Below are 17,101 nucleotides of genomic sequence, written 5' to 3' on the forward strand. Positions count from 1 at the left end.
GGGCTGCCCAGCGCCTCGCCGGTCGCCGCGCCCGCGCGCAGCGACACCCGCCAGTCGACGCGCCGGACGCGGTCGCCGGGGCGGAACGGCCGGACCGCGCGCGGCTCGGTGCCGTCGCCTGGCCGGGGCGAGCGGTGCACCCCGACCACCCCGGTCAGCCGGGCGGGCAGCGGCCCGGCGGGCGGCGGGGCGAGGGGCGGCAGCACGGTCCGCCTGCTCTCCACGCCCACGACCGGCCCGGAGATGAGCAGCCCGTCGCGGCCCCCGGCGAGGTGGTCGGGCCGCAGGTCCACCCCCTCCCCCCAGGTGTTCCAGCGCAGGTGGGTGCGCAGCTCGCGGTCGGCCCCGGGCAGCAGGTGCACCGGCCCGACGCCGGGGCGGCCGGGCAGCGGCAGCCGGACGGCGGTGAACTCGACGCCGTCGTCGTGGTCGACGGTGATCGCCACCCGCGCGCTGTCGCCCGCCTCCACCGACCGGGGCAGCCGCTGCGCGGTGACCCGCACCGGTTTGCGCGGCGGTACCGACAGCGCCAGCACGGTGGAGACCAGCAGCGGCAACCCGACCACCACCAGGTCGACCCGGTGCAGCGCCACCCCCGCGCCGACCAGCCCGAGCCCGCCGACCGCGCCGCGGAACAGCGCGTCGGTGCCACGCCACCCGGCCCGGCCCGCGGCCCGCCGCGCGGTGGCCCAGGCCAGGACCCGGTTCACCGGGAGCCCGCGGGTCCGGGGACGGTGCGCAGCAGTTCGGCGACGACCTCGGTGGCGGTGGTGCCGGAACTCCAGGTCTCGGCCCTGAGCGTCAACCGGTGCGCCAGCGCGGGCACGGCGCACTCCTTGACGTCCTCGGGCAGCACGTAGTCCCGCCCGTCGAGCAGGGCCAGGGCCCGCGCCACCAGCAGCAGCGCCTGCGAACCGCGCGGCGAGGCACCGACCTCCACCGCCGGGTGACCCCGGCTCGCCCGAGCCAGGTCCACGCAGTAGCGCAGGACGTCCTCGTCCACCGGCACGGTCTCCACCGCGGCCTGCACCCGCGCCAGCCGCTCGGCGTCGACCACGGGTTCGACGGACGCGTCCTCGGTGCGGCGGGCCAGCCTGCGGCGGAGCACCTCCACCTCCTCCTCGGCGGGCGGGTAACCGACGTCGAGGCGCAGCAGGAAGCGGTCGAGCTGCGCCTCGGGCAGCGGGTAGGTGCCCTCGTACTCGACCGGGTTGGAGGTGGCCAGCACGTGGAAGGGGCGCGGCAGCGGAAAAGTGCGGCCCTCCACGGTGACCTGCCGCTCCTGCATGGCTTCCAGCAGCGCGGACTGCGTCTTCGGCGGGGTGCGGTTGATCTCGTCGGCGAGCAGCAGGCCGGTGAAGACGGGGCCGGGCCGGAAGTCGAACCCGCGCTCCACCGGGTCGAAGACGAAGGACCCGGTGATGTCGGCCGGTTGCAGGTCGGGCGTGCACTGCAACCGGGCGAACCCCAGCCCGAGCGCCTGCGCGAGCCCCCGCGCCAGCAGCGTCTTGCCCAGCCCCGGCACGTCCTCCACCAGCACGTGCCCACCGGCCAGGACGGCGGCGAGGGCGAGCCGCACCGCCCGCTCCCGGCCCACGACCACCGCCCCCACGGCCCCGGTCACGGCGTCGGCGACCCGCTTGACCTCGTGCGCTGTCACAGTTCCTCCAGTCTGGCGAGCATCCGCTCCAGCCGCTCGGGTCCGGGCAGCACGGCGGCGGGGTCGGTGAGCAGGGCGTGCAGGTCCGCGCCCAGCAGGTCGACCGCCCGCGGATCGTCCAAATCGGACACTCCGTGCTCGGCGCGCAGGGTGGCCAGGGCCAGCCTGCGCAACCGGGGCCGGAGCCGGGTGTGGAAGCGCACCGGGTCGTCCGCCGCCTCGGCCAGCCGGGTCGCCAGGTTCGCCGCCTGCGGCTCGGTCGCCGAGTCGGCCGGGTCCGGCAGGGGCGCCCACCGCGGCTCCAGCGCCCCGGAGAACCGCGCCCCCACCGCCGCCACCGCGGCGGCGGGCACCCCGAGGGTGACGGCCCAGAACACCGGCAGGTCCCCGGGCCACACGCCCAACCCCGCCACCGCCACCCCGGCGGCGACGGCGACGGCGGCGGTCCTGACGGTGTTCACCTGGCGACCAGCGAGTGCTCGATCCGCGCCAGCGCCCGCTCGGCCCCCTCAGCGTCCACCTGCGACAACGGCCGGTGCGCGGCGAACCGCGCCCGGTGGTAGAGCCCGCGCAGGTCGGCGAGGGCGGCGGTGTCGACGTCGTGGTGGGCCAACACCTCGGCGGTGAACTCCGTCGGGGTCTGGTGCGCCGCCCGGGGCGTCCCCGCCCCCTCGGCCGCGGCCTCCAACGCCACCCACGCGGCGATCACGGCGTCACCGGGTTCCCGGTCCGGGGCCCGCCTGCTCAGCTCCACCCGCGCCCGGCGCACCCGCGCCGCGAGCGCGGCGGCGGCCGGGTACCCGGTGGAGTCCTCGGGGTCGGCCGCCGCGAACTCGGGCCGCACCGCCCGCCCCCTGCGCCGCCGAACCCCCGCGAGCATCGCCAACAGCCCCGCGGTGCCGATCAGCAGCACGGCCAAGACCAGCAGGAGCAGCACCCCGGTGCTGATCCCGCTCACCAGGCTGAGGAACGAATTCAGCTCCAGCTGGAACTCCCCCGGCGGCGGCGCGCTCTCCACGGCCTCGTCCGGCCGGTACACCACCCCGGGCCCGGCCGGGATCGGCGACTCACCCCGCGCCGCCACGACCGCGACCACCAGCAGCGCCCCCACCGCCACCAGCACCGCCGGACGTGACCTCATGACAGGCAGCATCCGTTCAGAAAACGTGTCGAAACGTGTTCTGAGCCGTCGCCTTGCGGCGCGGCGTTGACCTGCCCGGTGTCCGGGCGGGTCTTCCCGTGGCGGTACCCGCTGCCCACATGGTGTGGGTCTGAGGTGGGTTTCCATCGGGCTCGTTTACCGTCGCCCCGCAACTCGGGGAGGACGTTTCGCGCGTGATCAGGGCCGCGAGGTTGCGTGCGGCGTTGAGATCGCGGTCGAGTGTGAATCCGCAGGATTCGCAGGTGAACACCCGTTCGGACAGGCGCAGTTTGGCTTTCACCGCGCCGCAGTCCGAACAGATCTTAGAGGAGGGATACCAGCGGTCGGCGACGTGCGCTCGCCCACCGGCCCAGGCGGCCTTGTAGGTGATCTGGCGTCGGAGTTCGCCCATGCCGACCCCGGCGATGTGGCGGGCCAGGCGTCGGTTGCGGGTCATGCCTGCGACGTTGAGGTCTTCGACCACGATCGCGCCGTGGGTGCGGACCAGGCGGGTGGACAGCTTGTGCAGCCCGTCGCGGCGGGCGGCGGCCACGGCGGCGTACAGCCGGGCGATGCGGGCCCGGGTCCTGCGCCACCGGTTCGACGGCGTGCGGCGTGTGCGGCGGTCGGGGCCGGTGCGGCGGGCGGCCTGCCGTTGCAGGCGGCGCAGTTCCCGCAGGGCCACGTCGAGGTGTCGGGGGTTGGGGATCACCTCGCCGGTGGACAGCACCGCCAGCGACTTGATGCCGAGGTCGACGCCCACCGCCGAGTCGGGTCGGGTGGGTGGCGGGTCGGCGCGGGTGATCTCGACGGAGAACGAGCACAACCAGCGGCCCTGCCGGTGGTGGGTCAGGGTGGCCGAGCGGATGCGGGCGGTACCGCGTTCGAGGTGCCGGGCGAGCTTGCGGGTGGACTCGTGGGTGCGCACCTCACCGATGCGCGGCAGGCGCACGTGGCGGCGGTCGGCGGTGAGGCCGAACGCGCCGGTCGTGAACCGGCACGACAGACCCGCGCGGCGGCCTTTGAACCGGGGGAACCGGATCTTCGGGCCGCGTCGCTTGCCGGTGCGCGAGTCGTTCCAGTTCTTCAACGCGGTGGCGAGGTTGGCCACTCCGGAGGCGTACGCCTCCTTCGAGTTCTCCTCCCACCACGGCGCGGCCTCGCCTTTGGCGTCGTTCCAGTCCTTGCGCAGGCTGTACGCCGACCACGACACCTTCGGGGTCGACTGCTCGTCGGAGATGCCATAGGTCTTCTCAGCGGCACGCTGGTCCAGGTTGGCCTTCACCAGCGCCAAGCCCCAGTTGAACGCGAACCGCTGGCCACCGCAATGCGACCGCAAGTCCGACTCCTGGCCCGGGGTCGGGTCCAGCGCAAAGCGGAACGCCTGGATCACAGTGCTCACGCCGTCGTCTCCGCCGCGTGCAGAGCGGCCTCGGCCCGGCGGGCGGCCGACCGGCGGCCGTAGAGGCGGGCGCACATCGAGGTCAGCACCTCGACCATGTCCCGCACCAGGTCGTCGTTCACCTCCTCGGGGTGCAGCACCACCACTCGACGGCCGGTCGCCGACAGAGCGGCCTCCAAGTGATCGACACCGAAGCGGGACAGCCGGTCACGGTGCTCGACCACGATGGTGGCCACGGCGGGGTCGGCAAGCAATTTCCGCAGCTTGACGCGCTTACCGTTCAACCCGGACCCGATTTCCGCGACCGTCGCGGCGAGGGTGATGCCACGCAGGCCGCATTCCTCGGCGACCCTTCCGGCCTGGCGTTCCAGGTCGGCGCGCTGATCAGCGGAGGACACCCGGCAGTACGCCACCGCCGTACCGGCGGCCAGAGCCGGAGGGTCGACCAGGATCGTGCCCGTCGGAAGCTGTCGAGCGGGAACGGGCAAGGAACCCGAGTGGAACCAGTTCAAGGCGGTCCGGTACGACACGCCCTGTTCCCGCGCCCACTGGGTCAACTTCACCTGACCAAATTATCACGTTTCTACACAAAGCGACACGAAACGTGGAACGGTTGCCACCCCCACAACCGCTCCCGGCACCGCGCGCACGCGGAAGTCGACCGAGAACGCGGTCAACGCCTGCACGGACACCCTGACCTCGGAGACCTTCCCGACCGCCACCAAGCGCAGCAACAGGAAGAGGAACCCCAACCCCCCGACAACACCGACCAGCGCGACGACAGCCAACACGGATTTCCCTCACACCGCCTGGAACACGAACCCTCCCCGGGCGTGGCGGTGACGCTTGCCCCCGAGCTTATCCGTGATCGGGCGCGGAAGACAGGCCCGCGACCTGTTTGGCCGAGGTGAACACGTCCTCCACCATCTTCGGCGTGAGCCTGCCGGTGAAGGTGTTCTGCTGGCTCACGTGGTAGCAGCCGAACAGGTGCAGCGGCGCCTCGGTGTTGTGCGGCTCCAGGACCACGTGCGCGGCGTGCCCGAACCTCGGCCGCGGCGTCGGCACGGTCCAGAAGGCGCTCAGGACCGGCAGCAGCGCCTGCCAGCCGAACGCGCCCAGCACGACCACCGCCCGCAACGTCGGCCGCAGCAAGGCCAGTTCCTCGACCAGCCACGGGCGGCAGTTGTCCCGTTCCCCCGGGGTGGGCTTGTTCGCGGGCGGCGCGCACTTCACCGGGGAGGTGATGCGGACACCGAGCAGCTCCAGGCCGTCGCCGATGTGGGTGGCGGTGGGCTGGGTGGCGAGGCCCACGGCGTGCAGGGCGGCGTAGAGGACGTCGCCGGAGCGGTCGCCGGTGAACATGCGGCCGGTGCGGTTGGCGCCGTGGGCGGCGGGGGCGAGGCCGACGACGGCGATGCGGGCGTCGGCCGGGCCGAAGCCGGGGACCGGGCGGCCCCAGTACTCCTGGTCGCGGAAGGCGGCGCGCTTGACCACGGCCACCTCCTCGCGCCAGGCCACCAGCCGGGGGCAGCGGCGGCAGGTCGTCACGCGGCGGTCGAGGTCGGGCAGGTCGGGCAGGTCGGACACGGGTCGATCCCACCACAGCCCGGCGGTGTTCGCGGTGCGCGGACGGGCGCCGCCCGCCCGCGGGGGGCCCGTAGGGTCACCGCCATGGGATCACAGGACACCGGCGACGACGCCACCCACAGCACCCCGGAACCGGCGGACGACCTGGTCACCACCAGCCACTCGCTGACCGTCCGCAGGCGCAAGCTCAACTACACCGCCACCACCGGGCGGGTCGTGCTGCGCCGCGAGGTGGTCACCGACGGCAAGGTCGACGGGCACCTGCCCAAGGCCGAGGTGTTCCTCACCGCCTACACCCTCGACGGCGCCGACCCGGCCCAGCGCCCGGTGACCTTCGCCTTCAACGGCGGCCCCGGCTCCGCCAGCGTCTGGCTGCACCTGGGCGTCCTGGGCCCCCGCCGGGTCGTCTCCGGCGACGCGGGCGCCCCCGTCGGCCCGCCGTACAACCTGGTCGACAACCCCGAAACCCTGCTCGCGCACAGCGACCTGGTGTTCATCGACCCGGTCGGCACGGGCCTGTCGCGCGCGGCCAAGGGCGAGAAGTCCGCCGACTTCCACGGCTTCAAGCCCGACGTGGAGTCCGTCGCCGAGGTCATCCGGCTGTGGACGACCCGCAACGGCCGCTGGCTGTCGCCGAAGTTCCTCGCGGGCGAGTCCTACGGCACCACCCGCGCGGCCGGGCTCGCCGAGCACCTGCAGAACCGACACGGCATGTACCTCAACGGCCTCATCCTGATCTCCGCGGTGCTCGACTTCGGCACCCTGCTGTTCACCGAGGGCAACGACCTGGCGTACCCGCTCTACCTGCCCTCGTACGCCGCGATCGCCCACTACCACGGCCTGCACGGCGATCGGGAGCTGAGCGAGGTGCTCGCCGAGGCCGAGGACTTCGCCTCGAAGGACTACCCGTGGGCCCTCGCCCGCGGCGCCCGCCTCACCGCCGAGGAGCGGGCCGAGGCGGTGACCCGCCTGGCCCGGCTGACCGGCCTGTCCGAAGACTACGTCGACCGGGTCGACCTCCGCGTGGAACACATCCGCTTCTTCACCGAACTCCTCCGCCACCGCAAGCTCACCGTCGGCCGCCTCGACGGCCGCTTCACCGGCTGGGAAGCCGACTACGGCCGCGAGCACATGGGCGGCGACCCCGCCCACGCCGCCATCCAGGGCGCCTACACGGCCGGGATCAACCACTACCTGCAGGTCGAGCTCGGCTACCCGAACGACCTGCCGTACGAGGTCCTCAGCAGCGAGGTCTTCCGCCAGTGGTCGTACAAGGAGTTCGAGAACGCCCACGTCACCGTCGCAGGCAAACTCGCGGCGGCCATGCGCGCCAACCCCTCCCTCAAGGTCCACGTCGCCTCCGGCTACCACGACGGCGCGACCCCGTACTACGCCACCGAGCACACCCTCGCCGCACTGTCCATCCCGGACGAACTGCGGGACAACATCGAGGTCCGCTACTACGAGGCGGGCCACATGATGTACGTGCACGACGAGTCCCGGGCGCAGCAGTGCAAGGACCTGGCGGCGTTCGTGCAGTCGGCCTCGAACCGCTGAGACCCGGCACGCCCTTCCCCTGCGAGACAGGGCAAGCACGACGATGGCCCCTCCCCGGCGGTACCGGGGAGGGGCCATCGGGCGTTCACGCGCTTACTTGAGGAACTTCTTGCCGTTGGTCACGGCGGCCCAGGCGTCCACGGAACCGTTGCCGTAGAAGCCGTTGTACTCCAGGCCGCCGACGCAGGTGGCGGTGAACTCGGCCGGGCGGCCTTCGTTCGTGTAGGTGACGGTGCGGGGGGTGGGGCAGGCGATGGGGGCGGCCGTGCCCTCGAGGACCTTGCGGACCTTGTCCGGGGACAGGGTGACGCCCTTGGCGCTGTAGTTGCCGTACTGGGCGACGATCAGCGCCGCCACGCCGGAGGCGTGCGGGGCGGCCATCGAGGTGCCCTGCAGGAACTGGTAGTAGCCGCAGGTGCCGTCGGCCTTGCATGCCTTCTGGACGCCGAGGGCGGCGCCGTCGGGGGTGACGTTGCCCGCCTCGTCGATGGCGCCCTCGGTGAGGGCGACGTTGCGGGGGTACGAGGAGAGGATGAGGTTCTCGTTGGTGCGGTACCAGTCGGTGCCGAAGCCGTCGCGGAAGTAGCCGCCGGGGGCCGCGACCGAGATGTGCTCGCCGTAGTTGGAGAAGTCGGCCTTGGCCTGCGAGGGGCCGTAGGCGCCGACGCCGATGGCGTGCGGGCCCTCGATGGGGAGGGAGAAGCAGGTGGCGTTGTCGATGGTGCGGGGGTGGGCGGCGCCGGCCGGGTAGTCGGGGCTGGAGGCGTCCGGGAGGGGGTTGCCCAGGTCCATGTGGCCGTTGCCCAGCGAGACGACCTGGGAGACGCCCTTGCGGTGCGCGTACTCCATGGCGCGGTTGATCGACTTGACGATCAACCGCTGCTCGGCCTGCTGCTCGGGGGTGTCCGCCGGGTTGGCGGCGCAGTTGAACAGCCACGGGTCGACGTAGAAGGACATGTTGACCACGTCCAGGCCCGCGTCGCCCGAGTAGGTCATGGCGTCGACGACCGGCTGGAGGAAGAAGTAGCCGGAGTCCTGGCCGCCGCGGATGTTGACGATGGAGACGTTCGGGGCGACGCCGGAGATGCCGAAGCCGTCGGCCGCGGCGGCGATGGTGCCCGCCACGTGGGTGCCGTGGCCGCCGTTGTCGACGTCGGCCGGGTCGACGCAGCCGCGGTACTCGCACGGGCCGTCGACGGCGGCGCCGTTCTCGTCGAACGGGATGTCGCGGGTGAAGTTGCGCGACAGGGCCCGGTCGAAGTTGGGGGCGATGTCCGGGTGCGAACCGTCCACACCGGTGTCGAGGACGCCGACCTTGACCCGCTTGTCACCGGCCTGCTTGGTGCGCGCCAGGTCGGAGCGGACCGCCGTCAGGCCCCACAGCTGCCCGTCCAGGGGGTCCATGCCCGCGGTGGCGGCGTCGGCCTGGCCCTTCTTGGCGCCGTTGCGGTTGTCCTTCTCGACGGCCTCGGCCTTGGCCTTGGCCGACTTCTCCGACCTGGGGGCCTGCCCGATCGAGCGGATCCGGGCGGTGCCCTCGACGGCCTTGTTGCCCTTGAGCCGGGCGGTGAAGCCGTTCTCCGGCGCGCTGACCGTCAGCAGACCGGCCGCCGCGTTGCTGGTGACAACCGTGCCGCCCGCCGCGCGGACCGCCGCTTCCACCGACGCGGTGGACGCGCCGTCGGCGGCGAGCACGTTGAACTCGACCACCTTTCCGGACAGTTCCGGTGCGGCGGTGGCCGCCACCGGTGCCGCGACCGCCGCCATGGTCGCCAGCAGCGGTGCGGCGAGCACCGCCGCCATTAATCTGCCTCGCTTCACGCGAATCCTCCTCGTTGCCTGCAAACCCCTGGTTCAGGGGACGATGGACCGCTGTTCGGCGAAGTGGCAGGCGCTCGGGTGGCCCGCTGCCCGGATCTCGAGCGCGGGTTCCTCCTCGGCGCACACGTCCTGCGCTTTCCAGCAGCGGGTGCGGAACCGGCACCCGGACGGGGGGTCGACCGGGCTGGGGACGTCGCCCTCCAGCCGGATGACCTGGCGCCTGCCCCGCAGTTCGGGGTCGGGCACCGGGACGGCGGACAGCAGCGCCTGGGTGTAGGGGTGCGTGGGCCGCTCGTAGATCTCTTCCTCGGTGCCGATCTCGACGACCTTGCCCAGGTACATCACCGCGACCCGGTCGGACAGGTGGCGGACCACGGACAGGTCGTGGGCGATGAACACGTACGACAGCCCGAACTCCGACTGCAGGTCGCCGAGCAGGTTCATCACCTGCGCCTGGATCGACACGTCCAGCGCGGACACCGGTTCGTCGCAGACGATCACCTTGGGCCGCAGCGCGAGCGCCCTGGCGATGCCGATGCGCTGGCGCTGCCCGCCGGAGAACTGGTGCGGGTAGCGGTTGAGGTGCTCGGGGTTGAGGCCGACCACGTCGAGCAGGTCGCGCACCTTCGCCGCCCGCGACCCCTTGGGCGCCACCTCGGGGTGGATCTCGAACGGTTCGCCGACGATGTCGCCGACGGTCATCCGCGGGTTGAGCGAGGTGTACGGGTCCTGGAGCACGATCTGGATGTCGCGGCGCAGCTTGCGCAGCTCGGCGCCCTTCATGGCGAACATGTCGCGGCCCTCGAAGGTGGCCGAGCCGGACGTCGGCGGCTCCAGCCGCATCAGCACCTGCGCCAGCGTCGACTTGCCGCAGCCGGATTCGCCGACCACGCCGAGGGTTTCACCGCGCTTGAGGTCGAAGGACACCCCGTCCACCGCGCGCACGTGCCCGATGACCCGTTTGAACAGCACGCCCACCCGGACCGGGAAGTGCTTGACCAGGTCGCGGACTTCGAGAATGTTCTCGTCACTCACCGGCGATCAGCTCCTCGGCGAAGTGGCACGCGCTGAGCCTGCCGGGGACGGGCCGGTGCTGCGGCGGGACCTCGGTGCGGCAGACGTCCTGCGCGCGGGTGCAGCGCGGGTGGAACGGGCAGCCCGGGGGGATGCGCAGCAGGCTCGGCGGCAACCCCTTGATGGTGTTCAGCTCGGTGCCCTTCTGGTCCAGCCGCGGCAGCGAGTCCAGCAGCGCCGCCGTGTACGGGTGCGCGGGCCTGCGGTAGACCGACCGGGCGTCGGCCTGCTCGACGATGCGGCCCGCGTACATCACCGCGATCCGGTCGGCGACCTCGGCGACCACGCCGAGGTCGTGGGTGATGAGGATGAGCCCCATGTGCCGCTCGACCTGGATCTCCTTGAGCAGGTCCATGATCTGGGCCTGCACGGTCACGTCGAGGGCGGTGGTGGGCTCGTCGGCGATGAGCAGTTCCGGGTCCAGCGCCAGCGACATGGCGATCATGGCGCGCTGGCGCATCCCGCCGGAGAACTCGTGCGGGTACTGGCGCACCCGGCCGCGGGCGTTGGGGATCTTCACCAGTTCCAGCAGCTCGACCGCGCGCTTGCGGGCGTCCTTGCGGGACATGCCGCGGCGCACCCGTAGCTGCTCCTCGATCTGGAAGCCCACGGTGAACACCGGGTTCAGCGCGGACAGCGCGTCCTGGAAGATCATCGCGATGCCGGAGCCGCGGACCGCCCGGCGGCGCCGGTCGGTGGCGGTGAGCAGGTCCTCGCCGTGGAAGCGGACCGCGCCGCCGGTGATGACCCCCGGTGGCGTGTCGAGGATGCCCATGACGGTCTGCGCGGTGACGCTCTTGCCCGAGCCGGATTCGCCGAGCACGGCCAGGGTCTCCCCCGCCGCCACCCGGTAGCTGACGCCGTTGAGCACCCGCGCCACGCCGTCGCGGGTGTGGAACTCGACGAACAGGTCGTCGACCTCCAGCAGCGGGGCGCCGGGGGCCTGCCCGGTCCCCGTCTCATCCACTGTGGACACCGGTCACCTCATCTTCGGGTCGAGCGCCTCGCGCACGGCGTCGCCGAGCATCACGAAGGCGAGCACGGTCGCGGTCAGGAACGCCGCCGGGAACAGCAGGGTGTGCGGGGCGACCCGGATGATGTCGCGCGAGTCGGCGATCATCACGCCCCAGGACACCACCGGGGCGCGCAGGCCCAGCCCCAGGAACGACAGGGTGGCCTCGGCGCCGATGAACGCCCCGAGCGCGATGGTGGCGTAGACCAGCACCGGTGCCACCGCGTTGGGCAGCATGTGCCGCAGGATGATCCGGCTGGAGCTGGCCCCCAGCGCGCGGGCCGCCTTGACGTAGTCCTGCTGCTTGGCGGTGATCGCCGCCGAGCGCATGATCCGCATGCACACCGGCCAGGACAGCACCGCGATCGACATGACCACCAGGAACATGATCTGCGCGACGCTGGTGGTCCCGGTGCTGCCGAAGCTGGACAGGATGATGATCGCGCCGAGCACGAACGGCAGCCCGAAGAACACGTCGGCGATGCGCGACATCAACCCGTCGAGCCAGCCGCCGTAGTAGCCGGCGAGCAGGCCGAGGGTGCCGCCGATGAGCACGGTCAGCGTGGTCGCGCAGACGCCCACGACGATCGAGGCGCGGGCGCCGTAGATGGTGCGGGCGTAGATGTCGTAGCCCTGGTTGTCGTAGCCGAACCAGGCCTGCGCGGACGGGCCCTGGCGGCTGCGGCCCAGGTCGGCGAAGCCCGGGTCGGTCTGGGTGAACAGGAACGGGAACGCCGCCATCAGCAGCACCAGCGCGATCAGCGCCCCGGCGATCAGGAACAGCGGCCTGCGGCGCAGGTCGTCCCAGGCGTCGGAGGCCAGGCTGCGCGGCTTGTCCGGCTTGCCGGGGTCGCCCGCGGTCTCGGTGCCCGCGTGCTCGTCGGCGAGGACGTGGGCGTGCGCCTCGATCGACGACGCGGACGCCGCCGTGCTCGGGTCAGTCATAGCGGATCCTTGGGTCGAGTACGGCGTAGAGCAGGTCCACCAGCAGGTTGGACAGCAGGTAGACCAGCACCAGCAGGGTGACCACGCCGGTGACGATCAGCCCGTCCTTGCCGATGATCCCGTCGAAGACGAGGTTGCCGATGCCCTTGATGTCGAAGATGCCCTCGGTGACGATCGCGCCGCCCATCAGCGCGCCGAGGTCGGTGCCCAGGAACGTCACGACCGGGATGGCCGAGTTGCGCAGCAGGTGCACCCCGACGACCCGGCGCTGCGGCAGCCCCTTGGCCACGGCGGTGCGCACGAAGTCGGCGTGCTTGTTCTCCGCGATCGAGGTCCGGGTCAGCCGGGTCACGTACGCCATGGACAGGCTGCCCAGGACGAACCCGGGGGCGATCAGCTGCTCCCAGGGCGCCGGTGACTTCGCGACCGTCGTCTTGATCCAGCCGAGTTCGAAGCCGAAGAAGATCTGGAGCACAAAACCGGTGACGAACACCGGCAGCGAGATGAGGAAGAGGGTGGACACCAGGGTCAGGTTGTCCAGGAAACCGCGGCCGCGCAGGCCGGTCAGCACCCCGGCGGCCAGTCCGATGACGGCTTCGATGAGCAGCGCCACCACGGCCAGCCGGATGGTGTTCGGGTAGGCGTTGGAGATCAGCTCGCCGACCCGCAGGCCGCGGAAGGTCTCGCCGAAGTCGCCCTGGAGCAGGTTCCACAGGTAGCGCCCGTACTGGACGACCAGCGGTTCGTCGAGGTGGAAGCGCTCGCGCATCACCGCGATGTAGGCGTCCGGGCAGGGCCGGTCGCCGCACTTCCCGGCGAACGGGTCACCGGGCAGGCTCCAGACCAGCCAGTAGATCAGGAAGGTGGTCCCGACGAACACCGGGACCAGTTGCAGCAGGCGGCGCAGGACGTAGCGTCCCATCAGGCTCTCTCCCCACCGGGGCCCGGTCGGGGCGCGGGATCACCGCGCCCCGACCGGGTCGGTACTCAGTTCTTGACCGTGACCGTCGAGAGGTCCAGCTCGCGCAGCGAGCTCAACCGGGCGTTGCCCAGTCGTTCGGACCAGCCGTACTGGGCGGTCTGGTTCCACAGCGGGATGACCGGCATGTCCTCGGCGAGGACCCGCTCACCCTCCTGGTAGAGCTTGTTGGCCTCCTCGACCGTCGGCGCGGAGTCGGCCTTGGCCAGCAGCTCGTCGAGCTCGGGGTTGGAGTAGTCGCCGTCGTTGGACGAGGCGTTGGTGCGGAAGAGCTGGTTCATGAAGTTCTCGATCGACGGGTAGTCGGCGATCCAGCCCGAGCGGTAGATGCCCTTGACCTGCCGGGCGTTGATCACCTGGCGGGTCTCGGCGAAGGTCGGGATGGGCGCGTAGGAGCACTCGAGGCCGATCGCGTTCTTGATGCTGTTGCAGGTGGCAGTCATCCAGTCCTTGTGGCCGCCGTCGGCGTTGGTGACCAGCGCGATCGGACCGGTGTAGCCGGACTTGGCCAGGTACTCCTTGGCCTTGGTCGGGTTGAACGTGCACAGCTCGCCGCACTGGTCCTTGGCGTAGCCGGGCACCGCCGGGTTGACCCAGCCGTCGGCCGGGATGCGGGTGCCGTCGAAGATCTTGTCTACGATCTCCTGGCGGTTGATCGCCATCGAGATGGCCTTGCGCAGGTCGGCGTTCTGGTAGATCGGGTCGTAGAACGGGAACGCCAGGGTCTGGTTGCCCATGTAGGGGACCGAGCCGTTGCGGCCCTCCAGGTCCTGCTTGTACTTGCCGCCGACGATGCCCGTGGGCGGGATGGTGTCGAGGAAGTCCAGGTCACCGGAGACCACGGCGGCGTAGGCGGCCTCGTTGGTCTCGTAGATCTTCCAGGTGAGGTCCTTGAACTTGGGCTTGTCGTCGCCCTTGTACTCGTCGAACCTGGTCATCACGATGTTCGCGTTCGCCTGGCGGGAGACGAACTTGAACGGGCCGTTGCCGATCGGCTTGGCCTCGAACGCCTTGGGGTCGGCGAAGAACGAGTCCGGCAGCGGGTAGAACGGGTTGTAGCCGAACTTCAGCGGGAACACCGAGAACGGGGCGGACAGCGTGACCTCGAAGGTGCTGTCGTCGATGACCTTGAGGCCGGACATCTCCTTGGCGGTCGGCTCCGGCGCCTGCTGCGGGCCGGTGGCACCGTCCGGGTCGCTGGTGTGCACGTCGGAGTAGCCCGCGACCTGCTCGAAGAAGCTGGCGCCCTGGAAGCCGTTGGGGCTGTAGGCGGTGTAGTTCCAGGCGTCGACGAAGTTCTTGGCCTTGACCGGGGTGCCGTCGTGGAAGGTCCACCCCGGCTTGATCTTGATGGTGAAGACCTTGGAGTCGGTGGTGGCGATGTCCTCGGCCACCGCGTTCTTCGACTCGCCGGTCACCGGGTCGTAGCTGGTGAGGCCGGTGAACAGGGCGCGGATCGCCTTGCTGCCACCGCTTTCGGTGGTGTTGCCGGGAACCAGCGGGTTCTCCGGTTCGGTGGTGAACGCCGAGAGCGCACCGTCGGCGTTGCCCGCGCCGCTGTCGTCCGCGCCGTCCTCGCCGCCGCCACCGCAGCCCGCGATCGTGAGCGCGACTGCCAGCGACATCGTCGATGCCGCGATCCAGCGTGGTCTGCGCATGGGTCTCCTCCCCGGACCGGACGGGAACGGGCGTCCGCCCGCTCCCAAAGTGAGTGGAAGTTAACCGCTGGTGCGAATCGGGCGAACACAATGGACGTCACGAACGAGTCACAATCACGTGTTACTGAGCCATTCGGAGGAAATTCGCCTACGCCGACGCCACCATCGCAGTGACGTTATACGGCCCATAATCCCACGGATATGGAGCCGATCGCGGTCACTCCGCGTCGCTATTGCGCGGTGATCGACAACGCGATTCCGTCGAGGATGTCGTGCTCGCTGACGACCAGCCGCGTCACCGCCGACCCGCCGAAGATCCGCTCGGCCAGCGCGTCGACCACGATGGAGCCGCCGCCGATGACGTCGACCCGGCCCGGGTGCATCACCCCGACGGCAGCCCGGGTGTCGCGGTCGGCGCCGATCAGGAACGCGGTGGTCTCGGCCAGCTCCGCGGGCGTCAGCTCGGCGAGGTGGATGGCGTCGGGGTCGTAGGCGGGCAGCCGCCGGGCGGTGCCCGCGATGGTCGTGACCGTGCCCGCCACCCCCACCCACGTGCGGGCCTCGGCCACCGGGACCGCGGCGAAGGCGTCGGCGAGCGCGTCGCGGGCGATCGCGCGGGCCGCGGCCACGTCCTCGGGGGTGGGCGGGTCGTGGGGCAGGGCGCGCTCGGTCAGCCGGACGCAGCCGATGTCGGTCGACTTCGCGGCGGTCACCCTGGCCCGGGTGCCGTCCCAGGTGCCCAGGACCAGCTCGGTGGAGCCCCCGCCGACGTCGGCGACGAGGAACGGGCCGTCGTCGGGGTCGAGTTCGCCGACCGCGCCCACGAAGGACAGCTCGGCCTCCTCGTCCCCGGTGATGACCTCGGCCGGGAACCCGAGGACCTGCTCGGTCATGGCGAAGAACTCGTCTTTGTTCACCGCGTCGCGGGTGGCGGAGGTGGCCACCATCCGCGCCCGCTCCACGCCCTTGCGGCGCAGCACCGCGACGTAGTCGACCAGGGCCGCGCGGGTGCGCTCCAGGGCCGCCGCGCTGATCCGGCCGGTGGCGTCGACACCCTCGCCGAGGCGCACCACCCGCATCTCGCGGTGCAGGTCGCGGGTGATCCGGCCGTCCTGGACCTCGGCCACGAGGAGGCGGATGGAGTTCGTTCCGCAGTCGATGGCGGCGACCCTGCTCATGGCGCTGAGCTTAGGCCGCCGCCACCGGTGCGGGGTGGTGCGGTGCGGCTACTTGGCCGCGAGGGTCACGTCGATGGTGTTGTTCTGGCTGAACACGAACGGACCGATGTAGTCGTTCAGCGGGCCGCAGCCGTCGGCGCGGGTCAGGCTGTAGGTGCCCTTGAGCTTGCCGCCTGCGAGCGGGTCGAAGGCGCCCGCGGAGGTCAGCCTGATGTCGGCGGGCTTCTGCGTCTTGCAGGTGTCGCCCATGTAGATAGGCAGGCCGAAGACGCTGACGCTGGTCAGCTTCACGAACAACTGCTGCTGGAAGGTCGCCGCACCGGCGGACATGGTGCCGCTGCCCTGCCCGACCGTCTCGAAGTCGATCTCGGCGGTGGCGGGCAGCACGCCCACGATCTTGAAGTCGCCCTTGGTCTTGTTCAGCGCCAGCGCGGCGGTGAACGTGCCCTGGCCCAGGTTGGCCTTCGCGTCCACGGAGCCGCTGAGCGGCACCGTGCCGCCGAGGCGGGGCAGGGTGGACGAGCCGGTGAGGCCGTAGTCGATGTCGACCCCCTCACCGGGCGGCAGGGTGGGCGGCGTCGACGGGCTGGTGGTCGGCGTCGTGGTGACCGGGGGCGGGGTGGTGGTGACCGGGGGCGGGGTGGTGCCGCCGCCGGTGGTCGTCGGCGGGGTGGTGCCGCCGATGGTGAAGGTGTGCAGCAGGTTGTTCTGGCCCGGCACCTGGGTGCAGGCCGAGTCGAAGGTGCCCAGACCGGTCTCGGTGCCGTCGGCCTTCTTCGGGGTCAGGGTCAGCTTCAGGTCACCGACGGTGATCTTGGCCTCGCCCGCCTGCGTGAACGACAGCGACGGAGCCGAACCCGAAGCGGGCACCTCGAACGCACCCGAAGCGGGGACGTTCGTCTTCGGCACCGTGATCGGCACGTTCACCGGCAGGGTGATGCCGGGCGCCGCGACGGTCGAGGCGGCCAGCGCCGAGCCCTCGACGGTGGTCGCGCCGACCAGGGTCAGGCCCTGGGTGGCGGTCTCCGGGACGGTGGTGACGGCGTTGATCTTGATCTCGCCGGTCGGCTCACCGATGCCCACGGTG

At 71.5% G+C, this 17,101-nt stretch carries 17 protein-coding genes; 1 reads left to right on the forward strand and 16 read right to left on the reverse strand.

What is annotated here, in order from left to right; translation table 11 throughout:
• The 8 genes from L6E12_RS32455 to L6E12_RS32490 form a co-directional block, all read right to left on the reverse strand.
• On the reverse strand, positions 1-710 hold a 710-nt coding region (locus L6E12_RS32455; protein ID WP_236231744.1), incomplete at its 3' end, for a DUF58 domain-containing protein.
• Positions 707-1,660, reverse strand: a complete 954-nt coding sequence (locus L6E12_RS32460; protein WP_236231745.1) for a MoxR family ATPase — start codon at positions 1,658-1,660, stop codon at positions 707-709. The genes L6E12_RS32460 and L6E12_RS32455, both read right to left, overlap by 4 nt.
• Positions 1,657-2,121: a hypothetical protein gene (locus L6E12_RS32465; protein ID WP_236231746.1), complete on the reverse strand. Its 465-nt coding sequence runs from the start codon at positions 2,119-2,121 to the stop codon at positions 1,657-1,659. The genes L6E12_RS32460 and L6E12_RS32465 overlap by 4 nt, the downstream gene beginning before the upstream one ends.
• Positions 2,118-2,801 carry a DUF4129 domain-containing protein gene (locus L6E12_RS32470; RefSeq protein WP_236231747.1) on the reverse strand — a complete coding sequence of 228 codons (684 nt, stop codon included), beginning with the start codon at positions 2,799-2,801 and terminating at the stop codon, positions 2,118-2,120. The genes L6E12_RS32465 and L6E12_RS32470 overlap by 4 nt, the downstream gene beginning before the upstream one ends.
• 16 nt (positions 2,802-2,817) lie before the next feature.
• Positions 2,818-4,203, reverse strand: coding sequence for an IS607 family element RNA-guided endonuclease TnpB (tnpB, locus tag L6E12_RS32475; protein ID WP_236231748.1), 1,386 nt, complete (start codon positions 4,201-4,203; stop codon positions 2,818-2,820).
• On the reverse strand, positions 4,200-4,766 hold the full coding sequence (locus L6E12_RS32480; protein ID WP_236231749.1) for an IS607 family transposase: 567 nt from the start codon (positions 4,764-4,766) through the stop codon (positions 4,200-4,202). The genes tnpB and L6E12_RS32480 overlap by 4 nt, the downstream gene beginning before the upstream one ends.
• Before the next feature lie 12 nt (positions 4,767-4,778).
• Positions 4,779-4,994 (reverse strand): hypothetical protein, encoded by a 216-nt coding sequence (locus L6E12_RS32485; protein WP_236231750.1) that lies wholly within the window; start codon positions 4,992-4,994, stop codon positions 4,779-4,781.
• A 67-nt stretch (positions 4,995-5,061) separates the two neighbouring features.
• Complete coding sequence (locus L6E12_RS32490) at positions 5,062-5,781, reverse strand: uracil-DNA glycosylase (RefSeq protein ID WP_236231814.1); 720 nt, start codon at positions 5,779-5,781, stop codon at positions 5,062-5,064.
• A 93-nt stretch (positions 5,782-5,874) separates the two neighbouring features.
• On the opposite strand from L6E12_RS32490, the gene L6E12_RS32495 reads away from it, so the two are divergent.
• The gene (locus L6E12_RS32495; RefSeq protein WP_236231751.1) at positions 5,875-7,347 is read left to right on the forward strand and encodes a S10 family peptidase; all 1,473 of its coding nucleotides are present in this window, start codon (positions 5,875-5,877) and stop codon (positions 7,345-7,347) included.
• A 93-nt stretch (positions 7,348-7,440) separates the two neighbouring features.
• On the opposite strand, the gene L6E12_RS32500 is transcribed toward L6E12_RS32495, so the two are convergent.
• The 8 genes from L6E12_RS32500 to L6E12_RS32535 form a co-directional block, all read right to left on the reverse strand.
• Entirely contained in the window at positions 7,441-9,150 is a 1,710-nt protein-coding gene (locus L6E12_RS32500; RefSeq protein ID WP_236231752.1) for a S8 family serine peptidase, read from the reverse strand.
• 51 nt (positions 9,151-9,201) lie between these two features.
• Positions 9,202-10,203, reverse strand: coding sequence for an ABC transporter ATP-binding protein (locus L6E12_RS32505; protein ID WP_236231753.1), 1,002 nt, complete (start codon positions 10,201-10,203; stop codon positions 9,202-9,204).
• The gene (locus L6E12_RS32510; RefSeq protein WP_236231754.1) at positions 10,196-11,218 is read right to left on the reverse strand and encodes an ABC transporter ATP-binding protein; all 1,023 of its coding nucleotides are present in this window, start codon (positions 11,216-11,218) and stop codon (positions 10,196-10,198) included. Before L6E12_RS32510 ends, L6E12_RS32505 begins: the two co-directional genes overlap by 8 nt.
• 3 nt (positions 11,219-11,221) lie before the next feature.
• A complete protein-coding gene (locus tag L6E12_RS32515; RefSeq protein ID WP_236231755.1) occupies positions 11,222-12,199 on the reverse strand; it encodes an ABC transporter permease in 978 nt (325 codons plus the stop codon).
• Positions 12,192-13,121 carry an ABC transporter permease gene (locus L6E12_RS32520; RefSeq protein ID WP_236231756.1) on the reverse strand — a complete coding sequence of 310 codons (930 nt, stop codon included), beginning with the start codon at positions 13,119-13,121 and terminating at the stop codon, positions 12,192-12,194. Before L6E12_RS32520 ends, L6E12_RS32515 begins: the two co-directional genes overlap by 8 nt.
• A gap of 65 nt (positions 13,122-13,186) precedes the next feature.
• Entirely contained in the window at positions 13,187-14,836 is a 1,650-nt protein-coding gene (locus tag L6E12_RS32525; protein WP_236231757.1) for an ABC transporter substrate-binding protein, read from the reverse strand.
• Positions 14,837-15,066: 230 nt separating this feature from the next.
• Positions 15,067-16,014: a Ppx/GppA phosphatase family protein gene (locus L6E12_RS32530; protein ID WP_236231758.1), complete on the reverse strand. Its 948-nt coding sequence runs from the start codon at positions 16,012-16,014 to the stop codon at positions 15,067-15,069.
• A 48-nt stretch (positions 16,015-16,062) separates the two neighbouring features.
• A partial coding sequence (locus L6E12_RS32535) for a DUF6801 domain-containing protein (RefSeq protein WP_236231759.1) occupies positions 16,063-17,101 on the reverse strand: 1,039 nt, incomplete at its 5' end.

This window comes from Actinokineospora sp. PR83 (assembly GCF_021056305.1).
Classification (GTDB): Bacteria; Actinomycetota; Actinomycetes; order Mycobacteriales; family Pseudonocardiaceae; genus Actinokineospora; species Actinokineospora spheciospongiae.